The 26,475-nt window shown below is 40.4% G+C and carries 21 protein-coding genes and 2 tRNA genes; 5 read left to right on the top strand and 18 right to left on the bottom strand.

Translation table 11 applies throughout. The annotated features are described in order from the left end of the window. Positions 1-51: 51 nt before the first annotated feature. Positions 52-1,995: an acetate--CoA ligase gene (acs, locus tag ACUR5C_RS10510; protein WP_454465078.1), complete on the bottom strand. Its 1,944-nt coding sequence runs from the start codon at positions 1,993-1,995 to the stop codon at positions 52-54. Positions 1,996-2,385: 390 nt separating this feature from the next. On the opposite strand from acs, the gene ACUR5C_RS10515 reads away from it, so the two are divergent. Further along, positions 2,386-2,754 carry an Mth938-like domain-containing protein gene (locus ACUR5C_RS10515; protein ID WP_454465079.1) on the top strand — a complete coding sequence of 123 codons (369 nt, stop codon included), beginning with the start codon at positions 2,386-2,388 and terminating at the stop codon, positions 2,752-2,754. Between the two features lie 224 nt (positions 2,755-2,978). On the opposite strand, the gene ACUR5C_RS10520 is transcribed toward ACUR5C_RS10515, so the two are convergent. The 3 genes from ACUR5C_RS10520 to ACUR5C_RS10530 form a co-directional block, all read right to left on the bottom strand. After that, positions 2,979-3,848 carry a DsbC family protein gene (locus ACUR5C_RS10520; RefSeq protein ID WP_454465080.1) on the bottom strand — a complete coding sequence of 290 codons (870 nt, stop codon included), beginning with the start codon at positions 3,846-3,848 and terminating at the stop codon, positions 2,979-2,981. A 156-nt stretch (positions 3,849-4,004) separates the two neighbouring features. Then, entirely contained in the window at positions 4,005-4,946 is a 942-nt protein-coding gene (gene xerD, locus ACUR5C_RS10525) for a site-specific tyrosine recombinase XerD (RefSeq protein ID WP_454465081.1), read from the bottom strand. After that, the gene (locus ACUR5C_RS10530) at positions 4,943-5,425 is read right to left on the bottom strand and encodes a methylated-DNA--[protein]-cysteine S-methyltransferase (RefSeq protein WP_454465082.1); all 483 of its coding nucleotides are present in this window, start codon (positions 5,423-5,425) and stop codon (positions 4,943-4,945) included. Before ACUR5C_RS10530 ends, xerD begins: the two co-directional genes overlap by 4 nt. 272 nt (positions 5,426-5,697) lie before the next feature. Here ACUR5C_RS10530 and ACUR5C_RS10535 point away from each other — a divergent pair, with 272 nt between their 5' ends. Continuing rightward, positions 5,698-6,099, top strand: coding sequence for a CBS domain-containing protein (locus ACUR5C_RS10535; RefSeq protein ID WP_454465083.1), 402 nt, complete (start codon positions 5,698-5,700; stop codon positions 6,097-6,099). A gap of 87 nt (positions 6,100-6,186) precedes the next feature. Here ACUR5C_RS10535 and ACUR5C_RS10540 read toward each other — a convergent pair. The 10 genes from ACUR5C_RS10540 to lptF all read right to left on the bottom strand — a co-directional run bounded on the left by ACUR5C_RS10540 (position 6,187) and on the right by lptF (position 15,204). Beyond that, positions 6,187-6,262: transfer RNA gene (locus tag ACUR5C_RS10540), tRNA-Lys, on the bottom strand. A gap of 89 nt (positions 6,263-6,351) precedes the next feature. Next, complete coding sequence (locus tag ACUR5C_RS10545; RefSeq protein ID WP_454465084.1) at positions 6,352-6,732, bottom strand: GtrA family protein; 381 nt, start codon at positions 6,730-6,732, stop codon at positions 6,352-6,354. Between the two features lie 3 nt (positions 6,733-6,735). Further along, on the bottom strand, positions 6,736-7,650 hold the full coding sequence (locus tag ACUR5C_RS10550) for a glycosyltransferase family 2 protein (RefSeq protein ID WP_454465085.1): 915 nt from the start codon (positions 7,648-7,650) through the stop codon (positions 6,736-6,738). After that, positions 7,650-9,233, bottom strand: coding sequence for a glycosyltransferase family 39 protein (locus tag ACUR5C_RS10555; RefSeq protein WP_454465086.1), 1,584 nt, complete (start codon positions 9,231-9,233; stop codon positions 7,650-7,652). Before ACUR5C_RS10555 ends, ACUR5C_RS10550 begins: the two co-directional genes overlap by 1 nt. 241 nt (positions 9,234-9,474) lie before the next feature. After that, a tRNA-Lys gene (locus ACUR5C_RS10560) sits at positions 9,475-9,550 on the bottom strand. Positions 9,551-9,842: 292 nt separating this feature from the next. Further along, complete coding sequence (locus ACUR5C_RS10565; RefSeq protein WP_454465087.1) at positions 9,843-11,012, bottom strand: IscS subfamily cysteine desulfurase; 1,170 nt, start codon at positions 11,010-11,012, stop codon at positions 9,843-9,845. A 70-nt stretch (positions 11,013-11,082) separates the two neighbouring features. Continuing rightward, positions 11,083-11,826: an RNA methyltransferase gene (locus ACUR5C_RS10570; RefSeq protein WP_454465088.1), complete on the bottom strand. Its 744-nt coding sequence runs from the start codon at positions 11,824-11,826 to the stop codon at positions 11,083-11,085. Between the two features lie 589 nt (positions 11,827-12,415). Beyond that, complete coding sequence (locus ACUR5C_RS10575) at positions 12,416-12,901, bottom strand: hypothetical protein (RefSeq protein ID WP_454465089.1); 486 nt, start codon at positions 12,899-12,901, stop codon at positions 12,416-12,418. Positions 12,902-13,004: 103 nt separating this feature from the next. Beyond that, positions 13,005-14,072 carry an LPS export ABC transporter permease LptG gene (lptG, locus tag ACUR5C_RS10580; RefSeq protein ID WP_454465090.1) on the bottom strand — a complete coding sequence of 356 codons (1,068 nt, stop codon included), beginning with the start codon at positions 14,070-14,072 and terminating at the stop codon, positions 13,005-13,007. Continuing rightward, positions 14,065-15,204 (bottom strand): LPS export ABC transporter permease LptF, encoded by a 1,140-nt coding sequence (gene lptF / locus ACUR5C_RS10585; RefSeq protein ID WP_454465091.1) that lies wholly within the window; start codon positions 15,202-15,204, stop codon positions 14,065-14,067. The genes lptG and lptF overlap by 8 nt, the downstream gene beginning before the upstream one ends. Positions 15,205-15,475: 271 nt before the next feature. Between lptF and pepA the strand changes: the two genes are divergently transcribed. Genes pepA through ACUR5C_RS10600 form a run of 3 tightly spaced genes read left to right on the top strand, consistent with a single transcriptional unit; the run spans position 15,476 to position 20,317 of the window. Further along, positions 15,476-16,969, top strand: a complete 1,494-nt coding sequence (gene pepA / locus ACUR5C_RS10590; RefSeq protein WP_454465092.1) for a leucyl aminopeptidase — start codon at positions 15,476-15,478, stop codon at positions 16,967-16,969. 46 nt (positions 16,970-17,015) lie between these two features. Further along, positions 17,016-17,441, top strand: a complete 426-nt coding sequence (locus ACUR5C_RS10595) for a DNA polymerase III subunit chi (RefSeq protein ID WP_454465093.1) — start codon at positions 17,016-17,018, stop codon at positions 17,439-17,441. A 47-nt stretch (positions 17,442-17,488) separates the two neighbouring features. Continuing rightward, the gene (locus ACUR5C_RS10600; RefSeq protein ID WP_454465094.1) at positions 17,489-20,317 is read left to right on the top strand and encodes a valine--tRNA ligase; all 2,829 of its coding nucleotides are present in this window, start codon (positions 17,489-17,491) and stop codon (positions 20,315-20,317) included. Positions 20,318-20,367: 50 nt separating this feature from the next. Here ACUR5C_RS10600 and ACUR5C_RS10605 read toward each other — a convergent pair whose 3' ends face one another. The 4 genes from ACUR5C_RS10605 to prfC all read right to left on the bottom strand — a co-directional run bounded on the left by ACUR5C_RS10605 (position 20,368) and on the right by prfC (position 26,204). Next, positions 20,368-21,435 (bottom strand): serine hydrolase domain-containing protein, encoded by a 1,068-nt coding sequence (locus ACUR5C_RS10605; protein WP_454465095.1) that lies wholly within the window; start codon positions 21,433-21,435, stop codon positions 20,368-20,370. Positions 21,436-21,660: 225 nt separating this feature from the next. Next, positions 21,661-23,430 (bottom strand): type IV pilus assembly ATPase TfpB, encoded by a 1,770-nt coding sequence (tfpB, locus tag ACUR5C_RS10610; RefSeq protein WP_454465096.1) that lies wholly within the window; start codon positions 23,428-23,430, stop codon positions 21,661-21,663. Positions 23,431-23,552: 122 nt separating this feature from the next. Continuing rightward, a complete protein-coding gene (locus ACUR5C_RS10615; RefSeq protein WP_454465097.1) occupies positions 23,553-24,332 on the bottom strand; it encodes a TatD family hydrolase in 780 nt (259 codons plus the stop codon). Between the two features lie 285 nt (positions 24,333-24,617). Further along, on the bottom strand, positions 24,618-26,204 hold the full coding sequence (prfC, locus tag ACUR5C_RS10620) for a peptide chain release factor 3 (protein WP_454465098.1): 1,587 nt from the start codon (positions 26,202-26,204) through the stop codon (positions 24,618-24,620). Positions 26,205-26,475: the final 271 nt, after the last annotated feature.

Below are 26,475 nucleotides of genomic sequence, written 5' to 3' on the forward strand. Positions count from 1 at the left end.
CTCGTTAAACTGTTGCTCAAAACACGCCATGTTGTTCAGTTGCATCCAACCTTAGCTATTTTTTCTATTAGTTATAAGATCATCGACCACTGCCGGTTCAGCTAAAGTTGAAGTATCTCCTAAATTCGAGAAATCATTTTCTGCTATCTTGCGCAAAATTCGACGCATAATTTTCCCCGAACGTGTCTTTGGTAAGCCGGGAGAAAACTGAATAAAATCAGGCGAAGCAATTGGACCTATTTCTTTACGGACCCATTGCACTAACTCTTTTTCTAATGCCTCATTGGAGTCAGCTCCTAAACTTAGCGTTACAAACGCATATATTCCTTGTCCCTTAATCTCATGCGGATACCCCACAACAGCGGCTTCTGCAACTTGAGGGTGCGCCACTAACGCACTTTCAATTTCTGCCGTTCCCATTCGGTGGCCAGAAATATTTAATACATCATCAACCCGTCCGGTTATCCAGAAATAACCATCTTCATCTCTTTTTGCACCGTCTCCGGAAAAGTAATAGTTTTCAAAAGTACTAAAGTAGGTTTCAATAAAACGCTGATGGTCGCCATAAACTGTGCGCATTTGCCCAGGCCAGCTATCACAAATAACTAAATTACCTTCCACTGCACCTTCTAGTATATTGCTGTCTGCATCGACTAAGGCGGGCTGCACGCCAAAAAAGGGTCTGGTCGCCGAGCCAGGCTTTAATGGAGTAGCACCAGGTAAAGGCGTTATCATGATTCCGCCTGTCTCTGTTTGCCACCAAGTATCCACAATTGGACAGCGGGCATCTCCTACTACATGGTAATACCATTCCCAAGCTTCTGGGTTAATTGGCTCTCCTACACTGCCTAATAACTTTAGTGACTGGCGTGAAGTACTTTTTACCGGGGCGTCACCTTCTCGCATTAACGCACGAATCGCAGTTGGAGCTGTGTAGCAAATATTGACTTGGTGTTTATCACAAATTTGCCAAAAACGGCTTGAGTCAGGATAGTTAGGTACGCCTTCAAACATGAGAGTGGTAGCGCCATTGGCTAACGGACCGTATACAATATAGCTATGTCCGGTGATCCAGCCAACATCTGCGGTACACCAATAAATGTCACCTGGGTGATAATCAAAAACATATTTATGAGTCATAGAAGCGTAAACTAAGTACCCTCCTGTAGTATGCAATACCCCTTTAGGCTTTCCGGTAGAGCCTGATGTATACAAAATAAATAAGGGATCTTCAGCATTCATTTCTTCTGCAGGACAATCGGCTGAAACTTGCTCTATCAAAGCTTCGTAAGAATGATCTAAACCCGGCTTGTAATCGATATTTTGTTGCGAATTTTTAATCACTAACACCGACTCTAAATAGTCGCTCACACCGTCTAGCTGAGCCGCATCATCTACATTTTTTTTAAGTGGAATCGCTTTACCACCACGGTTACTAAAATCGGCGGTAATTACAACCTTAGACTGGCAATCAATAATTCGACCAGCCAGTGCTTCAGCGGAAAACCCACCAAAAACAACCGAATGTACGGCGCCAATGCGAGCACAAGCTAACATGGCATACACCGCTTCAGGGATCATCGGCATATAAATAGTAACTCTATCGCCTTTAGCTACATTGAGTGACTTAAGCACGTTCCCAAATTTACTCACTTTTTCATGTAAGGTTTGGTAGCTTATGTGCATAGATTGGCTTGGATCATCGCCTTCCCAAATAATCGCCGTTTGATCGGCTTTTTCTGGTAAGTGCCTATCAATACAATTAGCTGCCACATTTAGCGTACCGTCGGCATACCAGCGAATATGTAAATCTTGCTTAGCAAATGACACATCTTTAACTTCGGTGAAAGGTTTGATCCAGTCGAGACACTGGCCTTGTTGTCGCCAAAACGTTTCGGGATCATTGATAGATTCAGCGTACATTGCCTGATAGGTTTGCTCATTAGCATGCGCTGATTTGGCGTTTTGCGGATTAACTGAATACAAGTGTGTCATACTATTTCCTTAGTCAACTAATCGATTGCGCGGGTGTGTTCGGTTATTATTTCGCAGCGATTTTTTCAACAAACAACCTGATTAAACCAGTTAATATTAGAGTTATTAAAACCGGCTTACTGGTCGCCATCAATAATCAACCAACTAAGCAGGCACTTCTAGTTAATTATTGATATTAAGCTGTTGAAATAAAACATGAAACCCAGAATTACGATTATTTTTTATTATTGAGTTTAACGATACTTTAATAATACCTTGAAGCTACTTAGCAAAGATAAAAATAAAGTGATTTAACGTTTTTAAAAAGAATGCCCTAGACAAACGCAAATGTAAACCTTTAGAGTTAAACCAATGTAGCTTTTACGGTTCACCCATGACTAGGTAAAAAGAATGTTAATTCAAAAAGAGAATAGTGATACGCCGGTAGTTATAAAGTCTTATGTACCTGGCAAACTATCGATTTCTGGGCAAAATTTTACCAATCCAGTGCAGCTAACCCCTACCCAAGTTTCATTGTTTAATCAATGCGCTAATTTTAGTGAGCTAGATTGTGAGAAATTTATAACCAGCTTAGCTAAAGATACCGAGGTAGTCATTATTGGTACTGGCGCTACACACGGCTTTTTGTCACCTCAACAAACCGAGCAGTTCTATCAGCGACGCATTGCGATAGAAACTATGGCCACCCGCCCGGCATGTCATACGTTTCAAGTACTCGCCCACGAAAAAAGAAAGGTCTGTGCGCTACTTTTTGTTTAGCTATAACGCGCAACAGCAGGCCTAAACCGGTGGTGTGTTTTATAAAAGTGACTAGATATAGAAATGTTAGCTATTTTTGCTAGCTAAGTGCTGAATTTCTTGAGGACAGTGTTTCTTGAGGACAGAGCTTCTTGAGGACAGAATCTCCTGAGCACATAACTTGCTAAGTTCGCACCCAGGGGCCAAAGATTTGGATTAGCCTAACCGCCTAAAAACTTAGCTAACTATCTAGCAGTACCATTGGCTTGGCGGTTATTTTGCAGCTTTTGATTTAAATGTTTGACTAAATCATTTGCAGGCATATAGCCACCAATTAGCTCACCGTCGTCCAGAATTATCATCGGAGTACCAGACAATGCTAGCTTTTGGGTTAGCGCATAATGTGATGCAACAGGATTAGTACAGGTTTTATCAGTAAACTCTCGTCTTAATTTGGCATTGTCCATGGCGCTCGTTTTATCGTCAGCACACCACACAGACACTAACTTATCATAGGCAGAAGAACCAATACCTGCTCTTGGGTAAGCTAAGTAACGTACTGTCACACCTTGACTATTAAGCGCTTGCATATCTCGATGAAATTTTCTGCAATATCCACAGTCTACGTCGGTAAACACAGTAATGACGTGTTGCTCATTTTCTGCTTTAAATACCACCATATCTTGTTCGTTTAATGCTTTTATTTCAGCGGCACGCATAGGTGCTTTACGCGCTTCAAACTGAGCAATTGCAATTTGGCCGTGATTAATTGGCGCGTCTTCTGCTAACTCCATTAATATCCCAGTAAAAATAAACTGACCGTCTGCAGAAACGTACAGCAATTGGCCAGCATAGTAAGCTTGGTAAAATCCCTCGACAGGACTTTGAGTCATATCTGCAATTTCTAAACCGGGTAACTTGGCTTCTAATTTAGCAATTAAAGCTTGTTGACCTAAGTCTTGGCCAATAGGCTTTTGCGCTGAGCTTACTTGCGTTACATTGCTTTGATTGCCTTGCGACGTCGCTAACAGCTGCTGCGAATGAACGCCTAAAAATAGCGCACCAACCGCTACAGCCAAAATAAAAACGAAAAGGAGTTTCTGTACAAGTGACATAGTTAGATTCTTCTAAATAAAATTAATGATATGTGAATAATACTATCGGCCATAATAAAGTATTTCAAAGCCTAATGGCTGATTTATTTATCATTTCTGCTATCAAGTAACAAGTTTATGGGATAAATGGCAATATTTTTACCCTAGCTGCTGTAATTATCCGCGTGGGTGATGTTGCGCATGGACAGATTTTAAACGTTCTTTGGCAATGTGAGTATAAATTTGAGTGGTTGAGAGATCCGAATGCCCAAGTAGTAATTGCAGTGTTCTTAAATCTGCGCCATGGGTCAACAAATGGGTGGCAAATGCGTGCCGAAGTGTATGCGGAGACAAATGTTTCTTAATGCCAGCGACTTTAGCCCAGTGCTTTATTCGATACCAAAATGTTTGCCGACTCATTTGTTGCCCACGCTGCGATAAAAATAAAAAATCGCACTTTTTAGAGCCTAAAAGTACTGGCCTTGCTTTAACCAAATAACTTTGTAAACAGTCACTTGCACTATCTCCAAAAGGAACCAGGCGCTCTTTACTCCCTTTGCCTAAAACTCGCAGTACGCCTTGGTTTAAATCAACTTGAGAAAACTCCAACGAAATAAGTTCAGAAACCCTCAAGCCACTAGCGTACATTAGCTCTAGCATGGCCAAGTCTCTAATTCCAAGTTCGCTTTCGCTATCGGGTGCATGCAACAAAAGCTCAACTTCACTTTCGGTTAATGTATGCGGTAAAGCTCGACCTAACTTAGGCGATGCGATACCAGCAGTGGGATCGTCAGCGATTAAACCGACTTCTATGGCATAGGCGTAAAAGCGGCGCAAACAGGACAATAAACGAGCGGTTGAGCGAGCAGAAAGCTTTTTTTGTGCTCGATTTGCTAAATAATTTTGCAAGGTCACGTTATTTGCCGATAGCAAGTCAGCTGCTTGCTGGGTCAAGTATCGTGCGTATTGACAAAGATCCGTTTTATAACTGTTTAAAGTATGCTGGCTCAAACCGTCATGCATCCAGAGGTTATCTAAAAACAAGCCAATTTGGTTGGCGTCTTGTTCAGCGATCGGTATTTGGTTGGTTTTGTGGGGCCTACCTAATTTAGTCGTCACTCTAATGCCCCTTCGTGCCTGAGAAGCGTTTCTTTTATTGTCATCAATTTGCCGTCGGTAGCACCCGCAAAACCGCCTAAACCATTTTTAGCGACTACCCGATGACATGGTACTAAAAGCGGCAGAGGGTTTCTTCGGCAGGCATTACCTACTGCTCGAGGACTAGAATCCAACTCTTTGGCTAACTCTCCATAAGACTTTACCTTGCCAAGAGGAATTCGAGTTAATGCCTGCCAAACCCGACATTGAAAGTCCGACCCATTAAAATCAAACGGCAAATTAAACTTTTTATTTGAGTTAAGTTGGTAGGCCTCGAGTTGAGTCACAATAAGGTTTGTTAGCGGATGATTAGGCAAATTCAGCTTATCAACAGAATTTAAGTCGACACGCACGACCTTGGTGGCACTTAAATGAAAGCCCAGCCGGCCAAAGGCAGAGTCTACAACTAGCTGAACAGAAACAGGATTTGCGCTTGGCATAAAATAGCAGTCGAGTTTAAAAGGTTTCACTATGCTAACAGTGCAGCGTAAAAGATTCTATATTGAGCAACTAAAAGCGCCCATAAAATTCAAGCTTTTTTAACTTTAATGCCCATTTAGGTTAGCAATTAAATGACGCTCATCAAGGTACATAGTCAACAAAGTAAATAGCGATTTAAACTTCGACTAAAATAAAGCAGTTTTCTCAGAAATTGTCGACTAAACTTAATTTATTCTGTTAAATTAATCGAACTACGCTAATCGGATACCCTATGGAAACCCCATTAATTGCCGACATTATTTCTTCTCATTACCTTGCCGTTTCACCTGACTGCTTACTTAGCGATGCAATTAAACAAATGAGTGAACAAAAAGTTTCTTGCGTAATGGTGGTTGAAGATAATAAACCTATGGGTATCATTACCGAAAGTGATGCACTTGTTTTATTTGCCGAAAGCTTTGAAGGAGTCTGTTGGAAAGAGCTCAGCGTTAGCCACGTAATGACTTATCCCGTGATTGCCGCAAGCTTCGACCTTGATGTTTTAGAAGCCGTAATTATCGCTCAAGGCGGTAAAATTCGACATATACCTATTACAGACGAAAATGGTGAATTAATTGGGGTTGCTAACCAAACAGAGCTTGTACAAACACTCGTTGCGATGAACCAAAATTAAAGCCTCGCGTCAATGGGCGCTAAACAGAATAAATCTCTAAGCATAAAAAAAAAAAAGGCCATCATAAATGATGGCCTTTTTAATGTTTGGTGGGTCGTGGGCGATTCGAACGCCCGACCAATTGATTAAAAGTCAACTGCTCTACCGGCTGAGCTAACGACCCAAACAGGAGCGCGAATTATCCAGATTTTTAAGAAAATTACAAGCCTTTTTAATAAAATGAGCTAAATTTTGAAAAATAGTGAGTCTGACCTACCTAAATGTCCAAACTTTGTGCAATAAAAAGTTGAAAATGGGGATAATTGAAATTGTTACTAGCAGCGTGTAAAGCGGCTTTATGTTATTTAGATCGGCCCAAAAAGAAAATAAAATTGTTAACAAAAATAGACTAGTGTTCACCACTAAAAAACGCTTAAAGGTTGTTGCTGTACTATTAGTTCTAAACACCACTTTAAAATTAAGCCCATAAGAAACAAAAAGCGCAATACTAAAGCCGCCAATATTAGCGACAGTGGCTGACTCAATAAATAATTCAATAATGCTCAAAGCGACTAAGAAGTGAATTAAAGTTGAAATTACGCCGCAATAAGCAAACCGAAACAGTTGTTGCAGTGTGCTAAGCCGATTGGACATTAATTAAACCTCTTTATCAATAATATAAATAGGCCGCTGCTTGGTTTCTATATAAATTCGCCCTACATACTCAGCAATAATTCCTAAACCAAGTAACTGAATGCCACCCAAAAATAGTACCACGGTAAGAAGTGATGCATAACCAGGCACATCAACGCCTAAAATAAGCGTTTTAAAAATAATAAAGGCACCATATAAAAACGAAATAAAAGAAATAATTCCACCTAAATACCACCAGACTTTTAGCGGAGCATTGCTAAAACTTGTTATTCCATCTAACGCGAGATTCCAAAGCTTCCACCAGCCAAACTTAGTAGTACCTTGCGTGCGCTTAGAGCGAGAATAATCTAAGGTGGTCGTCTTAAAGCCTGCCCATGACAATATCCCTTTCATAAAACGTTGTCTTTCTGGCATTCTTTTTACAACATCGACAACACGCTTATCCATAAGACGAAAATCACCGACATTTTCGGGCAACTGATGATCAGCTATTTTGTTATGAATACGATAAAACCACTCGGCTGTTTTGCGTTTTCTAAGGCTGTCTTCTTTACGTAAACGGCGCTTCGCTAAAACCACATCGAACCCCTGTTGCCAAAGCTCCACCATATCAACTATTAACTCAGGCGGATCTTGTAAATCAACATCTATGGGTATAACTGCATCACCTTTGGCATGTTCTAGCCCAGCAGTTAATGCCGCTTCTTTACCAAAGTTGCGCGACAATTTTAAAATTCTAATCTCGTTATGCTGCTCTTTTAGTTCGAGCATTTTGTCAAACGTATCATCTTCGCTGCCATCATCAATAAATACAATCTCGTAAGTAATACTCAGCGACGATAACGCCAAACTTAAATTGCTGTGAAAACTTTCTATTGCAGATGACTCATTAAAACAAGGGCATATTATTGATAACATTATTCGACCTTTGTAAAAGACTCTTTAGATTTAAGTGGCAATTCTATAACAATAACCGGCGCGGCGTTTTTACTTACTCTATAAGCTTTATAACTTATTTGAAAGGGCGACGCCTGAACAATTTGTTGTAGTACCTGGCGACTAGTTAGCACCAGTATGCCCGAACGTGTTGCAAAAAGGTTATTTCTATCTGTGGCACTTAATGATAAATAGGGTGCGATAGACTGAACATTGGCTCGACTAAAAAAATATTTTAGTAATATAGGTCGATTCAAATCAGTTATCACAAACTCTCGTTCATTGGCTTGATATTTATCCGCAATATGTCGATAAACATCAAAACCAGAATTTAATAAGTTAGGATAACTAATCCCGTTAATGTTACCTACACCGCGCATAGACAATTTATTGTCGACTATTTCTGAATGTACTCTCATTCCAGAAAAAGCTAGCATCATTACAAAGAATGCCGCAACACTTATAACCATTGGTCTATTTAGCTTTTGATAGGCTGCCCATAATAATGATACTAAAAAAAGCATTAAAAATGGCCAGCTAATCGACAACATCCTTGCGTCTAAATCTACAACTTGAAAGCTTCTTGATATCACCAAAAAAACTAAATAAAAACCAAACCAGATTATCGCTAAGGTACCTTGCCGTTCAAAGATACTGGCTAAGGTTAAATTAGATTTTGAGCGAATTAACATTACTACGATAGTTAATAACGCGAAGATACTAAGCAAGGCCAACAGCCAGAAGCCTGAAAACCACTCGCGGCTATATAAATCAAACAATAAAACGGTATCTGATCCTAAACGCATATCAGGTATGCCCCGGTTTCCACCGGACAAACTCCCCGTAATGCTCCAATTGTAAAGTAGCAACGGTAGAATAAGCAGCACATATAGAGTGCCTGCACCTAGTGCGCTTTTTAAATTTCGAATGATTGCGTACTTGGGCTGACAAAAAAGACAAAAGACATGCGCTAACGCAAAAGCCACCCCCACATAGCGTGTGTAGGTAGCTATCGCAATAAAAACGATAGAAGCAATTAAATGCGAGGTTTTTCTTGAATTTAAAAACCCAGTTAAATTTTGAAAAGATAATAAAATAAGCGCAAGAAATATAACTTCTGACCAAGCGTAGGTGTAGAGTATTTGAGTGCTAGGTAAAATGACAAACAAGAAACAAGTTATTAATGCAATATTAACCGGTAAAATTTTCTTTAAAATGCTAAAGAATAAATAAATAGTTATGACTAACATGATTAAGTTAATCTTTAAACTGGTCTCATCAAAGTTCAAATTAACGCACTCACTCAGCCAACACGAGCTCGCTAGTATTCCAGAATACAATGGCGGCCACACTGTAAGTGCTTTATTAGCAATATCAACAGAATTAAAGTCAGTTATGCTAACCCCATGCCCTGCAGCCCAGTTATAGGCTCCATGAAAGTAATACAAACTATCCATACTAATATAAGCACCAGAATAGGTATGACTATGCAACATTAAAATTGCGATGCCTATAATAGCCACCAGCCAAATTTTGGGGGATGAGTTAATTTGCAACACTGACATAGCAAAACCTTATACGCTTTTAAGTAGTAAAATTAAATACTAAGTGATATTAGCATAATTCCTAGAGTTCATGATGCTTGAAATAACTGCACTGACAATACTTTAGCTTGCGCTCACTGGTTGCGGCGGAGCGATAAAAGCGATGTATAAAGATTGAGTTGGTAAGATTAGGAGGTGATTTCTGGTAAAAGCAGCACCCAAACAAAAAAGGCGTATCATTTAGATACGCCTTTTTGCAATATGGTGGGTCGTGGGCGATTCGAACGCCCGACCAATTGATTAAAAGTCAACTGCTCTACCGGCTGAGCTAACGACCCGATGCGGTGCGCATTATGAAGGTTTGAAAAAAAATTACAAGTACTTTTTTAAAATAAAGCTAAATTTAACCTTTCACATTTATAAATTTAAAATTTTCAGTGTGATATAGGCAAAAGATATCCGCAATAAATAGCGCTCTTACACCACTCTACTACCCTATTAAATAGCTAACAGAAAGTTTAGACGATTGTTTTCTTGTTTGCGAATATTATTAGTGAATAATAATTGAGTGTTTCTTGTACCTTGCCTCTTGCCTCTTGCAAATGCTGTCTCTGCAATAAAGTATAAACTTTAGCTGCGCGCTAGCCATTCTGGAGAAAGAGCCCTTAGTTTGGCAAGTCCAGTTGCGACAACTTCAATCGCATTGTCTATATCCTCTGTAGTGGTATAGCGTCCAAATGAAAAGCGCAATGACGCATGTGCTTGCTCATCACTGAGTCCCATGGCTTTTAACACATACGAAGGCTCCACACTTGCGCTAGTGCAAGCAGAGCCAGATGATACCGCAATATCTTTAAAGGCCATGAGCAAAGTTTCACTATCAACATAGTCAAAGCGTAAATTTAATATTCCGGCGACGCTCGCTTCTAAGTCGCCATTGATGTGCACGCCCTGTAACGGCTTTACCCCTTGCCAAAAGCGCTGTTTTAACATTAAAACTCTCGCGCTCTCTTGTGCTTGGAGTTGCAGCGCTAGCTCAAACGCGCGTCCCATTCCAACCAGTTGATGAGTTGCTAGGGTTCCGGACCTAAGTCCGCGCTCATGCCCGCCTCCATGAATTTGCGCTTTAATATTGGGCTGCAGGTTGCGCTTTACATATAAAGCGCCAACGCCTTTAGGGCCATAAACTTTATGCGCGCACATTGAAATCATGTCTATGGGCATTTCGGTTACATCAATGTTAAGCTTGCCAATGCTTTGCGCCGCATCGACATGAAAAGGTATATGTTTGGAGTGAGCCAACTCGCCGATTTTAACAATATTTTGAACTGCTCCCGTTTCATTATTTACATGCATAATCGATATTAGAATGGTATTGGACTTAATTGCAGCTTCAATAGCAGCGACCTCTACTTCACCTTGCTTGTTTGGTGCTACATAGGTTATGTCAAACCCTATTGAGGCCAGATACTCACAAGTATCAAGTACCGCTTTATGCTCAATTGCTGAAGTAACAATATGGCCTTTGCCGTGGCTTTCCGCAATTCCTTTTAAAGCCAAGTTATTAGCTTCTGTCGCGCCGGAAGTCCAAACAATTTCTCGTGGATCAGCACTAATTGACTCCGCCACTTGGTTACGAGCAATATCAACTAACTCTTCGGCTTGCCAGCCATAACGATGGGAACGAGAGGCAGGGTTTCCAAAGTCACCCTCTATTGACAGACAGCGAGTCATTTCTTCAACAACACTCTGATCAACAGGCGTAGTCGCTGCATAATCTAAATAAATTACTTTTTTCATATTACTTTTAAGTCACACTTAAATTTAAATTAATGGTTTGCTATTAGCTCATTTTCCGCTTAGCAATGCTTTAATCTTTAACACTTAGCTGATCGATCCGGTATTTTACTGAACGCAAAAAACCTCGCAAAATATTCATTTCGCTATAGGTAAGCTCAGCTTTATTCAATAGCCGGTTCATACGGATATCAATATGCTTTTCATGTTTTGGAAGTAAATATCCAGTTAGCCGCATCACTTCATCAAAGTGCGCGAGCGTTCCTGCTAACAGCTCTCGTGGAATTGGCTGCTCATTTTCAGGAATCTCAGGACTAGGTAAAGGCTCAAACTCGGCAAATGCCAAACTCAATTCATACGCCACTAACTGCACCGCCGAGGCTAAATTAAGCGAAGAGTATTCGGGATTCGTTGGTATATAAACATGATAGTGACATAAATGAAGCTCTTGATTAGTTAAACCTGAGTTTTCAGTTCCAAACAATACCGCCACCGGCCTCTTCTGTGGATTTGCTTTGATGATATTGGTTAACTCTCGTGGAGTGACTAGCTTGCTTGGTAAACTTCGGGTTCGCGCACTAGTGCCTACAACAAGGCGACACTCACTGATGGCTTCTTCAATATTGGTGACAACTTGCGCATTGGCTAATACGTCATCGGCTCTAGAGGCACGCTCAGTCGCTTCTGCACTAGGAAATTTACTGGGGTTCACTAAGCTTAATCGGCTAAGCCCCATTACCTTTAGAGCTCTTGCGGCCGCACCAATATTTCCAGGGTGCGTTGTATGGGACAAAACAAATTTAAAATCTTCTAACATCTGACTTCTAAATAAAGTGGTTGTAGCACTATTTTACCACTCTAATTAGATTAAATAACAAAAACCTTTCTATTCAAAAATGAATTTTGGCTTTCGACTTTAAAGAGAGGTGTTACATCAAATAATTTATAGATCAATTTGAAATAAATATCGTCGTTATTATTACTCCACACAAACTGATTTAGCATTAATTAATCAAAATGTCTTTATATCTCAATGCTTCCAGTGGATTGATTAGCAAGACTTGCACTAAGTTTCAGCCTAAATTAATTGTCTATAATTTAACCGTAAATAGATGTAGCAATTTACATTTTGTAACTTGTGACGACAAAAACGAAGCAACTTTTTTAAGATTTAGTCGTCATAGTAATTAAGTTTCCAGTAAAAATTTAGTCTCCCGTCATGGAGCATTCCCCCCCCGGCCTGATCTGCCAATCTGTCCGGGTTTTTTTTAGCCTCTATATCTCCACCCAAATTAGCCAACAAGCCACAAGCCACAAGCGAGCATAAAAAGAGAATCGGTTAAAAGGAGATTAGGTTAAAGGAACTGGTGAAGTTAATCACTCTATCTGACTAAGCGACTACTTGGCTATTTTTTAGCTTTGCGGTATGCGGTCACGGTATGACTTGACTCTACCGATAGAATTTCCCAGCAACGATCAAATCGAGTACCAAGAAACTTCGCTTCTCGTAACTGCTTAACCGTTAAAATGTTAGGATCTTCTAACATCACTTTTTTACTTTTCGTCGAAGCAACCAACAGCGCGAACTCTAAAAGTTTATCTTCGGCGCTATAAATCCGATCGTGCTCACTAGAAGTGGTCACCTCCTTGCTATAAAAAGAGGCTTCATAGTTTTTCATTTTGGCGTTTAATAAGGGTTTAATTGCTTTTAGCATCTGCTGTCTTCTAGCGACATTGACAATTGCCGCATTTCGGCCATTTTGCTTGGCTAAAGTTTGTACAACATTAGTCCCTTCGATGAGCTTTTTTAGCTTTATTAAAGTAATAAAGTACTTTATATCCGATATATCTTCATCTATGGCAAGCCCAAAAAAGTCATTTAGCTCAAGCATAGTGTATCCATTTCACCGACCCAACCCTTACAAGTTATAAGTTTAAACCTTTTTATTTTATTCGAGTATAGCAGAATTTTAACCTTAACCAATCTCGCCCAAACTAACTACTTCTGCGCATTAGCCACCAGGCGGCTCCAGCAAATAAAATAAGTGGTAACAAAGCGCCTAAAACTGGGGGCAAATTATAAACAATACTTACCGGACCAAATGACTGATTAGCTAAGTGAAATCCAAAACCTAAAATCACACCAGCTAATATTCGAGCCCCCATAGTAACACTGCGCATGGGACCAAAAACAAACGACACAGCTAAAAACATCATCACGACAATGGCAAAGGGTTGAAAGACTTTCTTCCATGCAGCTAGCTCATACTCTGCACTATTTAATTTATTTGAATTAAGATACTCAATATAATCAATTAGGCCAACTAAATTGAGTGAGTCTGCAGGGATGGTTAAGCTCTCAATTTGACTGGATTTTAGCGGTGAATTCCAAGCTTTCGACTCAGATTGCTTAGTCACTATTTGCTCTTGAGCAAAGTGAGTTTCGGTCACTTTATTTAATTGCCATGCTGCCCCTACCTGACTGGCGCTTTCCGCCTTGATTATTTGCTCTAGGCTTCCGACATTATTCAATTGAAAAATGGTGAGCCCTTTGAGCTCTTTATCATTCACTATATTCAGTATATGGATGATGCGATTACCCTGCTTTGCCCATAAGCCAGACTGACTTAAACTGAGCTCACCACTACTAATCGCTACCGCGCGAAGTTGCGAAGCTGATTTAGTTGTCACTGGCGCAAGCCATTCGCTGACCAAAATAACGCACAACATAAGAATGCCAGAAGCTTTAATCGCGGAAGCTGCAATTCGCCAAGTTGTTATACCTGCAGCGCGCATCACTGTTAACTCACTATGCTGAGCAAGACTTCCCATAGCGAAAAGCGAACCTATAAGCACACTCATAGGAAAAAACTCCAGTAGCCGCTCGGGAATCATTAATCCAATATAAAGCAGCGCGTCCGATATTTGATAACGACCAACTCCAATATCTCCCATTTCGTCAAGCAAGCTAAATAAGCTACGCAAACTAGTTAAAATAATCAAAATGATTAAACTCGCCGCTATAACCTGCTTGCCAATATACCGATCGAGCAAACTAAACATTGGCTTGCCGCCTACGTAGAGGCTTAAACTTAGACGGCTTTAATAGCCACAAAGCAGCGACCAGGAAGCTTGCATGAATCCACCAATAGCCAAGTTCAACCGGAATTTTTGCATCGACAATTAATTGTCTCGTATTCATCATTAACACCGCATAAATGAGGTAAAGTAAAATGGCCGGCCCTAGCCTTGCAAACTTTCCTTGGCGAGGCTGCGACCTAGCCAAGGGTACAGCCAATAAAACCAGAATAGGTATAGAAAGTGGTGCCGACAAACGCCAATGAATTTCCGCCCAAGCAGCCAAAGTTCGGCTACTCAGTAACTCAATAGATGACAATGCTTTAGTTTTTACCGCAGACTCTTTTACCGCTTCTTCGGGCACTCGCATAAAATAACTTTGGTAGTCAGTCACTTGCCAACGCTTTTCGGTTTTATCAAAGCGATAGTGTTGGCCTTGCGTTAACCACATATAACTCCCTTTAGGTAGCTGATTAATTGAATCTTCAAGTTGGTCTTTTGTCGCTACAGAGCGGTCTTGAACACGTAGAAAATCGCCTTGGGCTGCGACTTGTATGTTGAGCTCTTCACTAGCTTGGTTTAGACCGCTTACACTAAATAGACGACGAATTGAGCCTTGCTCATCTTTAGACTCCACAAATACCACGCCATCTTTCGACTTATTTTCATGAAACCGTCCCGGTAAAAAAGCGCCCATCTCGGCTTCTGCTTTTTCCGTAGCTAACAATGTTTTTGCCTTCAAGTTTGACCATGGTGTAACCCAAAAGGATAGACCCGCTGAAACTAACGACAACCCTAAAGCCACAGGTAAAATAAACTTAATCATCATGCGCTCGCCTACGCCAACACTTTTTAGTACGGCCATTTCATTTTCACTATAAAGGCGCCCTAATGTCAGCAAAATCGCAATAAAAAACGACAAAGGAATAAGAAAGCCAGCGACTGTAGGAATTTGCAGCGCCATTAATTTAAACACGGCGCCAGACGAAATAGTGCCGTCGACAGCGAGCTGAATATATTTAATGAAACGTGTACTGATAAAAATCAATATCAACACTACCAAAATGGCTAATGTGCTTTTTATGATTTCAGTATTAATGTAGCGCTTAAGGATCAAGATATTTACTCAGAAAAGTGTTACTTTTACTTAATTATTAACGATTTTTAAGTTAAACTCTCGTTTTCTTAGCTTTTCTGCGAAAAATCGCGCTTCAGCCAATGAAATTGGGCACAAATATACCATAGCTTGTAGTATTTAGTTAGTTTGAGATTAAGTAAGCTTAAATGCACGATTCAATTCACAAATAGTGGCGATTGAATCGGGTGAATTATAGACAATTGTTGATTGACACTAATATTTTTAATCAAATTAAAATAAGGTTTGTTTAATGGAATTCAATGTAAAAAGCGGTAACCCTGAAAAACAAAGAAGCGCCTGTGTTGTTGTTGGCGTTTTTGAGTCAAGAAAGTTATCCGCAATGGGCGAGCAGCTAGATAAAGTGAGTGAAGGCTACTTAAGCAATATTTTAAGGCGCGGTGACCTCGAAGGTAAACTAGGCCAAGCACTATTGTTACACAATGTTCCTAACACACTGTCTGATCGAGTTTTATTGATTGGCTGTGGTAAAGAGCGTGACTTTGGCGACAAACAATATCTAAAAGTCATTGCCAAAGCGATTACCACCTTAAATGAAACAGGCTCGATGGAAGCGGTATGCTTTTTAAGCGAACTTAATGTTAAAGGGCGTGATACCCGTTGGAAAATTAGACACGCCATTGAAGCAGCGCAAGACACTTTATACGCGTTTGAAGAATTCAAAAGCAAAACAGACTCTGCCCGCCGCCCTCTTCGCCGGCTAACATTTAATGTGACCACTAGAAAAGAACTCACTATTGGTGAGCAAGCGATTGAAGAAGGTTTAGCCATAGCCAAAGGCGCTCACAAAGCGCGCGACTTAGCTAACTTACCCCCCAATGTGGCTAATCCAACTTATTTAGCTGAACAAGCAAAAATACTCGCAGTTGAAAATAGTTCTGTTAATTGTCAAATTTTTGATGAAGCAGAATTAAAAGCAATGGGCATGGGTGCATTTGTGTCAGTGTCACAAGGCTCAGATACACCGGCCAAAATGATTATACTAGAATACAAAGGTGGCGAACCGGACCAAAAACCCATTGTTTTAGTGGGCAAAGGTATCACTTTTGATAGTGGCGGTATTTCATTAAAGCCTGGCGAGCGTATGGATGAAATGAAATACGACATGGGCGGTGCAGCTGGAGTTTTTGGTGCATTTGTCGCAGTGACAGAAATGAAGTTACCGGTCAATTTAATTATGGTTATTGCCGCAGCAGAAAATATGCCAAGCGGTGGTGCCAGCCGACCTGGTGATATTGTAACAACCCTTTCTGGGCAAACCGTAGAAATATTAAACACAGACGCGGAAGGTCGCCTCGTTCTTTGTGATGCATTAACTTATGTAGAGCGATTTGAGCCAGACACAGTAATTGATGTAGCCACCTTAACTGGTGCTTGTATTATTGCATTAGGCAGTCAAGCGTCTGGATTAATGAGCAACCATAACCCATTAGCCCATGAGTTATTAAATGCAGGTGAACTTTGTGGTGACCGAGTTTGGCGTTTACCATTATGGGATGAGTACCAAGAGCAACTTGACTCTAACTTTGCAGATATGACTAACTTAGGTGGGCGCGCTGCTGGCACAATAACCGCAGGCTGCTTTTTGTCTCGTTTTACTAAAAAGTATAACTGGGCTCATATTGATGTTGCTGGTACTGCCTGGATTTCAGGCAAAAACAAAGGCGCTACCGGCCGTCCTGTTCCATTGCTAACCCAGTTTATTATGAATCGATGCGAAAGCTAAATAGCTAGCATCGATTTTTATTTAAACTAAGTTAAAAGGCGATTAAATGACTCAGATTGAATTCTACTCAGTGGAATCTTCTGCGCAGAATGCACCTCACAAACATTTATGTGAGGTTATCAAGCGTGCCTATCGCAAAGGCCAAAAAGTATTTGTTAATACAGCTGATCGTAAACAAGCTGAAAAAATTGACGAGCTGCTTTGGACTCACGACGCAAAAAGTTTTCTACCTCATCAATTGGTTGGAGAAGATCAAGATACGCTGCCTCCAATTGAAATTGGCTATGGTCAAAACCCTCGTGTAAGACCCGACGTGTTAATCAACATGGGTACGCAAGTACCTTTGTTTTTTAGTCAGTTTAAGTGGGTTTTCGAATATGCGTTTGGAGACGACGAAAATAAAGAGCTTGCTAGAGATCGTTTTCGCTTTTACCGAGAGCGTGGCTATCCACTCAACCACAGAAAAATATAGCAACAAGCACCCTATTCAATAATTAAACCTAATACTGAGTTCTTATCATGGAAAAATCTTATACTCCCCAAAATATTGAACAAAAATGGTACAAAATTTGGGAAGATGGTGACTACTTTAAAGCTAGTGGCCAAGGCGAGCCATATTGTATTTTAATTCCACCGCCCAATGTAACCGGAAGCTTACATATGGGACATGCGTTTCAACATACCATCATGGATCTGCTGACCCGTTATCACCGCATGAAAGGTGACGACACTTTATGGCAATGTGGTACCGACCATGCCGGCATAGCCACCCAAATGGTGGTAGAAAGATTGCTTAATGCTGAAGGTAAAAAGCGTACTGACTTTAGTCGAGAAGCCTTTGTAGAAAAAGTTTGGGATTGGAAAGAACAATCTGGCGGAAATATTTCACAGCAAATGCGACGCTTAGGTGACTCTCCTGACTGGAACCGCGAAGCATTTACAATGAGTCCAGAGTTATCGAAAGCCGTACAGGAAGTTTTTATTCAACTGTACAAAGAAAACACCATTTACCGCGGCAAACGACTCGTTAATTGGGACCCCAAATTTCAATCAGCAATTTCCGATTTAGAAGTAGAAAATCATGACGAAAAAGGCTTCCTTTGGCATTTCCGCTACCCACTTGCCAATGGCGCAAAGACCGCTGACGGAAAAGACTATTTAGTGGTTGCAACCACTCGTCCAGAAACAATGCTCGGTGACGCGGCTGTCGCAGTAAACCCAAATGACGAGCGCTACACCGACCTTATTGGTCAAAGCCTATTACTACCTTTGGTTAATCGCGTCATTCCAATAATTGCAGACGATTATGTTGACCAAGAGTTTGGTACTGGGTGCGTGAAAATAACGCCAGCTCATGACTTTAATGACTATGAAGTAGGCAAGCGTCATAAACTCCCTTTAATTAATATTTTATCAACAACCGCCCATATTCTTAATCAAGCAGAAGCTTTTGATGTTGCGGGAAAACCTTTAGCTGGAATCGATTTAACACTCCCCCCAAATTATCACGGATTAGAAAGGTTTGCTGCCAGAAAACAAATTGTTGAAGAATTTAAGTCACTTGGACTACTAGAAAAAATTGACGATCATGGGCTAAAAGTTCCACGCGGAGATAGAAGTAATGAAGTTATTGAACCGCTGTTAACTGATCAATGGTATGTTGCGGTTGAGAGTTTAGCTAAGCCTGCAATCGACGCAGTTAAGTCTGGCGATATCAAGTTTGTACCCGCTAACTGGGACAAAACTTATTATCACTGGATGGAAAATATTCAAGATTGGTGCATTAGTCGACAACTTTGGTGGGGACACCGTATTCCGGCTTGGTATGATGAGCAAGGAAACGTTTATGTTGCAGCCAGCGAGGCCGAAGCGCGCAGTGAAAACCAGCTTGGTGACGACATAAAACTAACCCAAGACAATGACGTATTAGATACCTGGTTTTCTTCTGCTTTATGGCCATTTGCCACTATGGGTTGGCCTAACTCAACTCAAGAATTAGAGAAGTTTGTTCCTTCCAGCGTATTAGTGACCGGTTTTGATATTATTTTCTTCTGGGTAGCCAGAATGATAATGATGACTTTAAAGTTCACGGGTAAAGTACCTTTTAAAGAAATTTATATTACCGGACTCATTCGCGACGAAAGCGGCGATAAAATGTCTAAGTCGAAAGGGAATGTCCTTGACCCGATCGATTTAATCGACGGCATTGACTTAGAGTCCTTAGTCACCAAAAGAACCAGCGGTTTAATGAACCCTAAAATCGCTAACAAGATTGAAAAAAGAACGCGATCTCAGTTTGGCGACGGCATCGAGTCTTACGGGACCGATGCGTTACGTGCTACTTTCTGTGCATTAGCATCAACGAGTCGCGACATTAACTTTGATTTAGGCAGAGTGGAAGGATACCGCAACTACTGTAACAAACTGTGGAACGCGACTCGATATGTTTTAATGAACAGCGAAAATCAAGATTGCGGCAAAGACGGCGGAGAACTTAAACTTAGCATCGCTGATAGATGGATTATCAGCCGACTACAAAAAACCACCCAAACTTTTGAAAAACACATCACAGAATACCGCTTTGACCTTGCAACTAAAGCTTTATACGAGTTCAGTCGAAACGATTATTGTGATTGGTATTTAGAACTATCTAAACCTATTTTATACGGTGAAAAAGCAACCCAAGCAGAACAACGCGGTACCCGTCATACGCTAGTCAATGTGCTAGAGTCGATGATGCGTTTATTGCACCCAATGATGCCGTTTATCACAGAAGAAATTTGGCAAAAGCTAAAACCAATGGTTAATACTCAATCTGAGTCGATTATGCTATCTAGTTTTCCAGTTCACAATTCAGAGCTAGTGGACGAAAAAGCACTTCAAGATTTAGAGTGGATTCAAAACTTAATTGTTGCTGTGCGCACAATTCGCGGCGAACTAAATGTTTCTCAAGGAAAACCTGTAAGCGTTTTACTTAAAAATGCTTCGTCAGAAGATATTGCTAAACTCAAAGAGTACCAAGATTTTGCAAGTGCTTTAGCAAAGTTAGAAAGCATCGAAGTTGCAAGCGGCGAACTCCCGCCTGCAGCAACTGCTCTCGCGGGTGATATGGAAATTTTAGTCCCTCTCGCGGGATTAATAGATGTCACCGCAGAAGTTGCTCGTTTAGATAAAGAAATTGAAAAGCTGAGTAAAGAAACACAAAGGCTCTCTGGTAAGTTAGAAAACCCTAAGTTTGTTGAACGCGCACCTCAAGATGTCGTTGCAAAAGAAAAGGAAAAGCTAGCTCAATCGGAAAAGTCATTAGTTAAATTACAACAACAAAAAACCCAGTTGCTAAACATGTAATTAGCGGCCTATAGCCGCCTTTTTAAAGACGGTTATAGGCTAAGATCTCATTAATTATAATGACTAATGACGGCTTTCATTATTTGTGCTTGAAGCGCATAAGTTTTGTTTCCGCCATTAGTTAAAATAGCGACTTCAAGATCGTGCTTTGGATAAAAAAACAGCTCCGACTGATAGCCATCTTGTGATCCGCCATGAGAGTAAAACGGCTTATTTCCCCAGCCAATTACCCAACCTAATCCAAAAGTACCATCATCACCTAAATCTGCGTGAACTCTAGTCATTAAAGCTAATGAGTCTTGACTGATTATTTTTTCGGATTTAAGGGCAATAATAAAATTATTTAAGTCATCAATACTACTTACCTGCGCCATTGCACCCGTTGTAAATTGTTTAATTCGAAAGAAAGACTCGGTTTTAGCATAGTTAAGTGCATCATTAGGGTTCATTACTACGCCTTTATCTAAGATATAAGTATTTTTCATATTTGCTGGCGCAAAAATATGCTGGCTTAAATAATTGGCAAAACTCTCACCACTTGCTTTAGCAACAACTTCGGCTAAAAGCACGTAGCAAGTATTACAATAGATTGCTTTGTCTGTTGCTAGCTTTTTCACTTTAACCTGTTTAATCGCTAGAAATTTTATAAGGTCGTGATTAGTGGATAAATTTGCTAGCCGTAAGTTTGCGCGCGAGAAAAAATCATTCGATAAATAAACGCGGTGAGACAATAAATGCTTTAGCGTAATTCCTTCCCAGTTTGAAGCTAATGCGGGAATAAAATCAGTGACACTATCCTCAAGAGAAAGTTTTTTCTGCTCAACTAATTTCATAATTGCCAATGCTGTAAAAGGCTTGCTGATAGAGCCAATTCTAAATCCTGTGGTTGCATTAATTGGCAAGTTTTTAACTTTGTTTGCCAGACCTTTGCTCGACTTAAAGATAACTTGATTATCTTTTCTAAAAAGCACACTAATTCCTGGCTTGTCATCAGCTTGCTTCGATAGAATATTATTAAGCTTGTCAATTAGCGAGCTATGGTTCGAGGCATAGGAATTGCTAGCAAATAAACTAAAGCAAGCCGCGCTAACAATCATATAAGTAGTGAGTAATCGCAAGATAGAAAATTCCCTAATAAAAATATAGATAAAACGACTTGGATTTTGCTTGGCAAGGCGAGTTTTTATTTTAAGTAAAAAAACATTATTTTGATCAAATTAGCTGGCAACAGCAAGTAGCAAGCTAATGTGACAAGCAATTGTAATTAGCTAGAAAAAGTCAGCTAATCAAATAAAAAATTCGCTGACTAAATCGCCTTAGCGCAACCGATCAAACCGACGAGGTTAGGATTCTTCCATTGAAGGAGAAGCAACTCGCATGACTTCTTCTATTGTTGTTTTACCTTCTGCAACTTTGCGCGCACCGTTAATTCGTAACAATTGCATTCCATCATCAAGTGCCTGGCTCTTTATGGGAGCCACTTCGCAACCTGTCGACACTAACTTTTTAACAGCTCCTGACATTTGCAGTAGCTCGTAGATCCCCACCCGTCCAATATATCCAGACTGGCGGCACTCATCGCACCCTTTGGGCTTAAACATTAATTTAGGTAAAGGCAACGAAAAGCCTACTGTAAGCTCTTTCCATCCTTGCTCATTGGGCTCAATCGCTTGTTTACAATGTCCGCACAAAGTTCTAACAAGCCTTTGCGCCATAACGCCTAACAAAGTTGCATTAACCAGATAAGGTGGCACACCGATATCTTGCAGCCGTGTGATTGCAGAAGCTGCGTCATTCGTATGTAAAGTTGAAATCACTAAATGACCGGTTAAAGATGCTTGAATAGCCATCTCTGCAGTTTCTCTGTCTCTAATTTCACCAATCATGATAATGTCTGGATCTTGACGTAATAACGCCCTTACACCGCTCGCAAAATCTAAGCTGATATCATGATGCACTTGCATTTGATTAAATGCTGGCTCAACCATTTCGATAGGATCTTCAATCGTACAAACATTAACCTCGCTGGTCGCTAGTAATTTTAATGTTGTGTATAACGTCGTTGTTTTACCCGATCCGGTTGGTCCCGTAAGCAATACAATCCCGGTTGGCTGGCGCGCCATCTTCAACCAATCCTTTTCTACGTCTTTATCTAATCCTAACTGAGCAAAATCACGCAACAATACTGTCGGATCGAACACTCGGGCGACGAGTTTTTCGCCAAAAGCCGTGGGCAAAGTTGAAAGCCGCAACTCTATTTCTATCCCCTTTGGGGTTTTAGTTTTAATTCGGCCATCAAGCGGTTTACGCCTTTCTGCTACGTCCATGCGTCCCAAAATTTTGAAGCGAGCGATTACTGCCGCAGCAATATTCGCAGGCATCTCATAGACTTTGTGAAGTACTCCGTCAATTCTTAACCGAATGTTGGCGGCTTCTCGCCTTGGCTCAATATGAATATCGCTTGCTCGCTCCGAAAATGCGTACTGTAGCAGCCAATCAACAATTTGAACTACATGCTGATCGTTCGCATCTATGTCACCGGTTTTACCTACTTCGAGTAATTGCTCTAAGTTAGTGACCTTAACGTTCTGCAAGCTCTCACTCGACGCCCCTTTCATAGACCGACTTAAGTTGTAAAAATCTTGTTGTAGGCGATGTACGGTTTCGGGGTTAGCAAAAACTTTGGTTATGGTTTTTCGTAAGATGTGCGTTAAGCCTGCTTCCCAAGCTGTGGCTAGTGGGTCAACCACAGCAACAGTAACTTCAGTTGGAGACACATCACAGGCTAAAATATCATGGCGTAATGCGAATGCTTTAGACATCACAGCAGTTACGGCGTCAACATTAATTTTTAGCGGGTCTAGCCGCACATAGGGCAATTTATGAAGCTTGGCGTACCATTCGGAAAGGAGCTCAGCAGTTAACAGCTTATTACGCAATGCTTTTGATTTTAAGTTGAGGGAAGCAACTTGAGAAATCGGGTGACCTTCAGTCTTTTTAGCTCTTAACTGTAAAACTGCTAGTTTTGATTGCTCAGAATCAATCATTTCAGTCTTTTCTAATTGACTAATAATGCTAACAGCGTCAGTTTTTCTCGTCGCACTCGCAGACATATTAATTTATCACCAAAAAATCACATTGTTTTAGTCTAACGCATTGAATTTAAATAGCAAATACGAAACCTTGAAGTTTTTAAATAGACCACATTTTGGATAACGCTAATTTATTAAGGAGCTTAATCAAAATTTAAAACTGAACGAACATTTTTAGTCGTTTGCAATGCAATTTTTGCAGCAGGTTCTTCGCGCAAAGAAACGAGGCTCCTGAAATTGTCAAATAAGTGTAGCGGCGTATTAAACTCAGCTTTACAGGTCACCGGCGGCATGTCTGGCGCATCAGTTTCTAGTACAATTGAATCTAAGGGTAGGCTTGCAGCTAAGCGATGTAACTTGGCCGCTCTAGGAAAAGTCATTGCACCACCAAAGCCGAGTTTAAAGCCTAAATCAATATAACGTTGGGCATGTATTTCGCTGCCATTAAAGGCGTGCACTATACCGCCACATTTAAAGTAACTTTGCTTTAAAATTTGTAGTACTTGGTCATGCGCTTTGCGTACATGCAAAATAACGGGTAATTGCGCCACTTTGGCAATATCTATTTGTGCTTGAAAATATTCAATCTGCCTAGCAGCGTTTTCTTTTGACTTATAAAAATCTAGCCCAATCTCTCCAATAGCAGCAATGGGCCCTACCGATAAAGCCATTTCTAAATCATGTAGGTCTTTATCTTTATGTTGGTCCATAAACATCGGATGTAATCCCAATGCTGTATGACAAATTTCAGTTCGAGCGGTAATTTGTCTAATTCTTAACCAACCGTCACGCGTAACCCCAGGAATTAAAATTCCACCGATGCCTGTTTCTACGGCTTTCTCGATGAACATATTCACTTTCCCTTTAAATACCGGAAAGTCTAAGTGACAGTGAGAATCAAACAACTTGATTTGGTTTGGCATATTATTTGTACATCTCTTTTTATTATAAGGCGTACTTTAAATTTAATTTGTTGCATATGCAACGACTCTAAATCAAATAAAGCCGAAAAAATCACCTTATTGATAAAAACGAATAAATTCTTATTGCTAGTTTAAGCATAGCAACTTTTAATCTTTAAAATGAAAAGTTACACCATTAATTTACTGCTTTTATCTAAATTCACGTACAAATAGGGGTTAGCCCAGACGCATCTACACGCTAGCCCAAGTTTTTGTTTGCTGCCTATTTACACTTAAACTGTCAAATTAGTGCTCGCGAGTTTGTTTAAACTCAATATCCGGCCAGCGCTCTTGCATAAGGTTGAGGTTAACTCGAGTCGGCGCTAAATAAGTTAAATTATCACCGCCATCGACAGAGAGGTTTTCTGAGGCTTTATTTTTAAACTGTTCGAGCATTTTCTCGTCGCTACATTCTACCCAACGGGCAGTATTAACCGAAACCGGCTCAAATATACAATTGACTTTATATTCTTCCTTTAAACGGTGTGCCACTACGTCAAATTGGAGCACGCCCACCGCGCCTAGAATTAAATCATTAGACATTAATGGTCGAAACACTTGAGTAGCCCCCTCTTCTGAGAGTTGAATTAAGCCCTTTAGTAGCGCTTTATTTTTAAGCGGATCTTTAAGCCTAACTCTTCTAAACAGCTCGGGTGCGAAATTTGGAATGCCCGCAAATTTAAAAATCTCACCGCTCGTAAAGGTATCCCCAATTTGAATGGTGCCATGGTTGTGTAACCCAATAATATCGCCGGCACAGGCAGTCTCAAGATTAGAGCGATTACCAGCTAAAAAGGTCACGGCATTGGAAACTTGCAAATCACGATTTAAGCGCACATGTTTCATTTTCATGCCCTTAGTATATTGACCAGATACAATTCGCATAAAAGCAATTCGGTCACGATGAGCAGGATCCATATTAGCTTGAATCTTAAAAACAAAACCAGAAAAGTCAGCTTCGGTTGATTTAACTTCGCGCACATCAGTTTGGCGGCTAAGCGGCTCTGGCGCCCAATTAACAAAGCCATGCAGCATTTGGGTAACCCCGAAATTCCCCAAAGCAGTACCAAAAAAGACAGGCGTTAATTTGCCACTCAAAAACTCCTCTAGATCAAACTCATGACTAGCCCCTTGTACTAACTCCAACTCATCCCGTAAGTCTTGTGCGATGTTGCCAATAGCTTCATCGAGTTGAGGGTTGTTAATGCCTTCAATAATGACTTCTTCTTGAATTCGGTGACCTTGACCGGTTGCGTAGAGATAAGTTTTATCTTCTAGTAAGTGATAGACACCTTTAAATTGCTTTCCCATGCCAATTGGCCAGGTAATTGGCGAACACTTTATATTTAATACCTCTTCTACTTCGTCCATTAACTCGATTGGATCTTTAATATCGCGGTCTAGCTTATTCATAAAGGTAACGATTGGTGTATCTCGAAGACGACAAACTTCCATTAATTTTATGGTACGGTCTTCAACCCCTTTACTACTATCAATGACCATAAGCGCCGAGTCGACAGCGGTTAAGGTTCGGTAAGTATCTTCAGAAAAGTCTTCGTGCCCGGGGGTGTCTAATAAATTGACGATTTTTCCACCAAATGGAAACTGCATAACCGAGGTTGTTACCGAAATCCCCCGCTCTTTTTCCATTTCCATCCAGTCTGATGTGGCATGTTTTCCAGATTTTTTACCTTTTACTGTACCCGCTTCTTGAATTTTTTGACCAAGTAGAAGCAATTTCTCGGTAATCGTCGTTTTACCTGCATCGGGATGCGAGATGATAGCGAAAGTTCTTCGCTTTTTGGTTTCACTAAGAAAATCGGCGTTTGCCATGTATCTATGCTCCCAATTTGTACAACAATAGGTACAAAAAATATAAAGTTAACTCTAAACTTTGATTTTAAAACGTTTGCCACCGTCTACGGCCAGCAAACCCTTTAATCAAAGCTCTAAAAAATTTGAGCGCTATTCTAGCAAAATAACTAAGTACAATAAATCAAACACTGAGTTCTTCTTTTCGCTTTTCTGACCCAGGGATTTGGTTGTGTTCTAGTATTGACTAAAAGAACCTGTCTTCATTAAATGGCAATAAATGGCAATGAGC

This window comes from Aliikangiella aequoris (genome assembly GCF_053709105.1).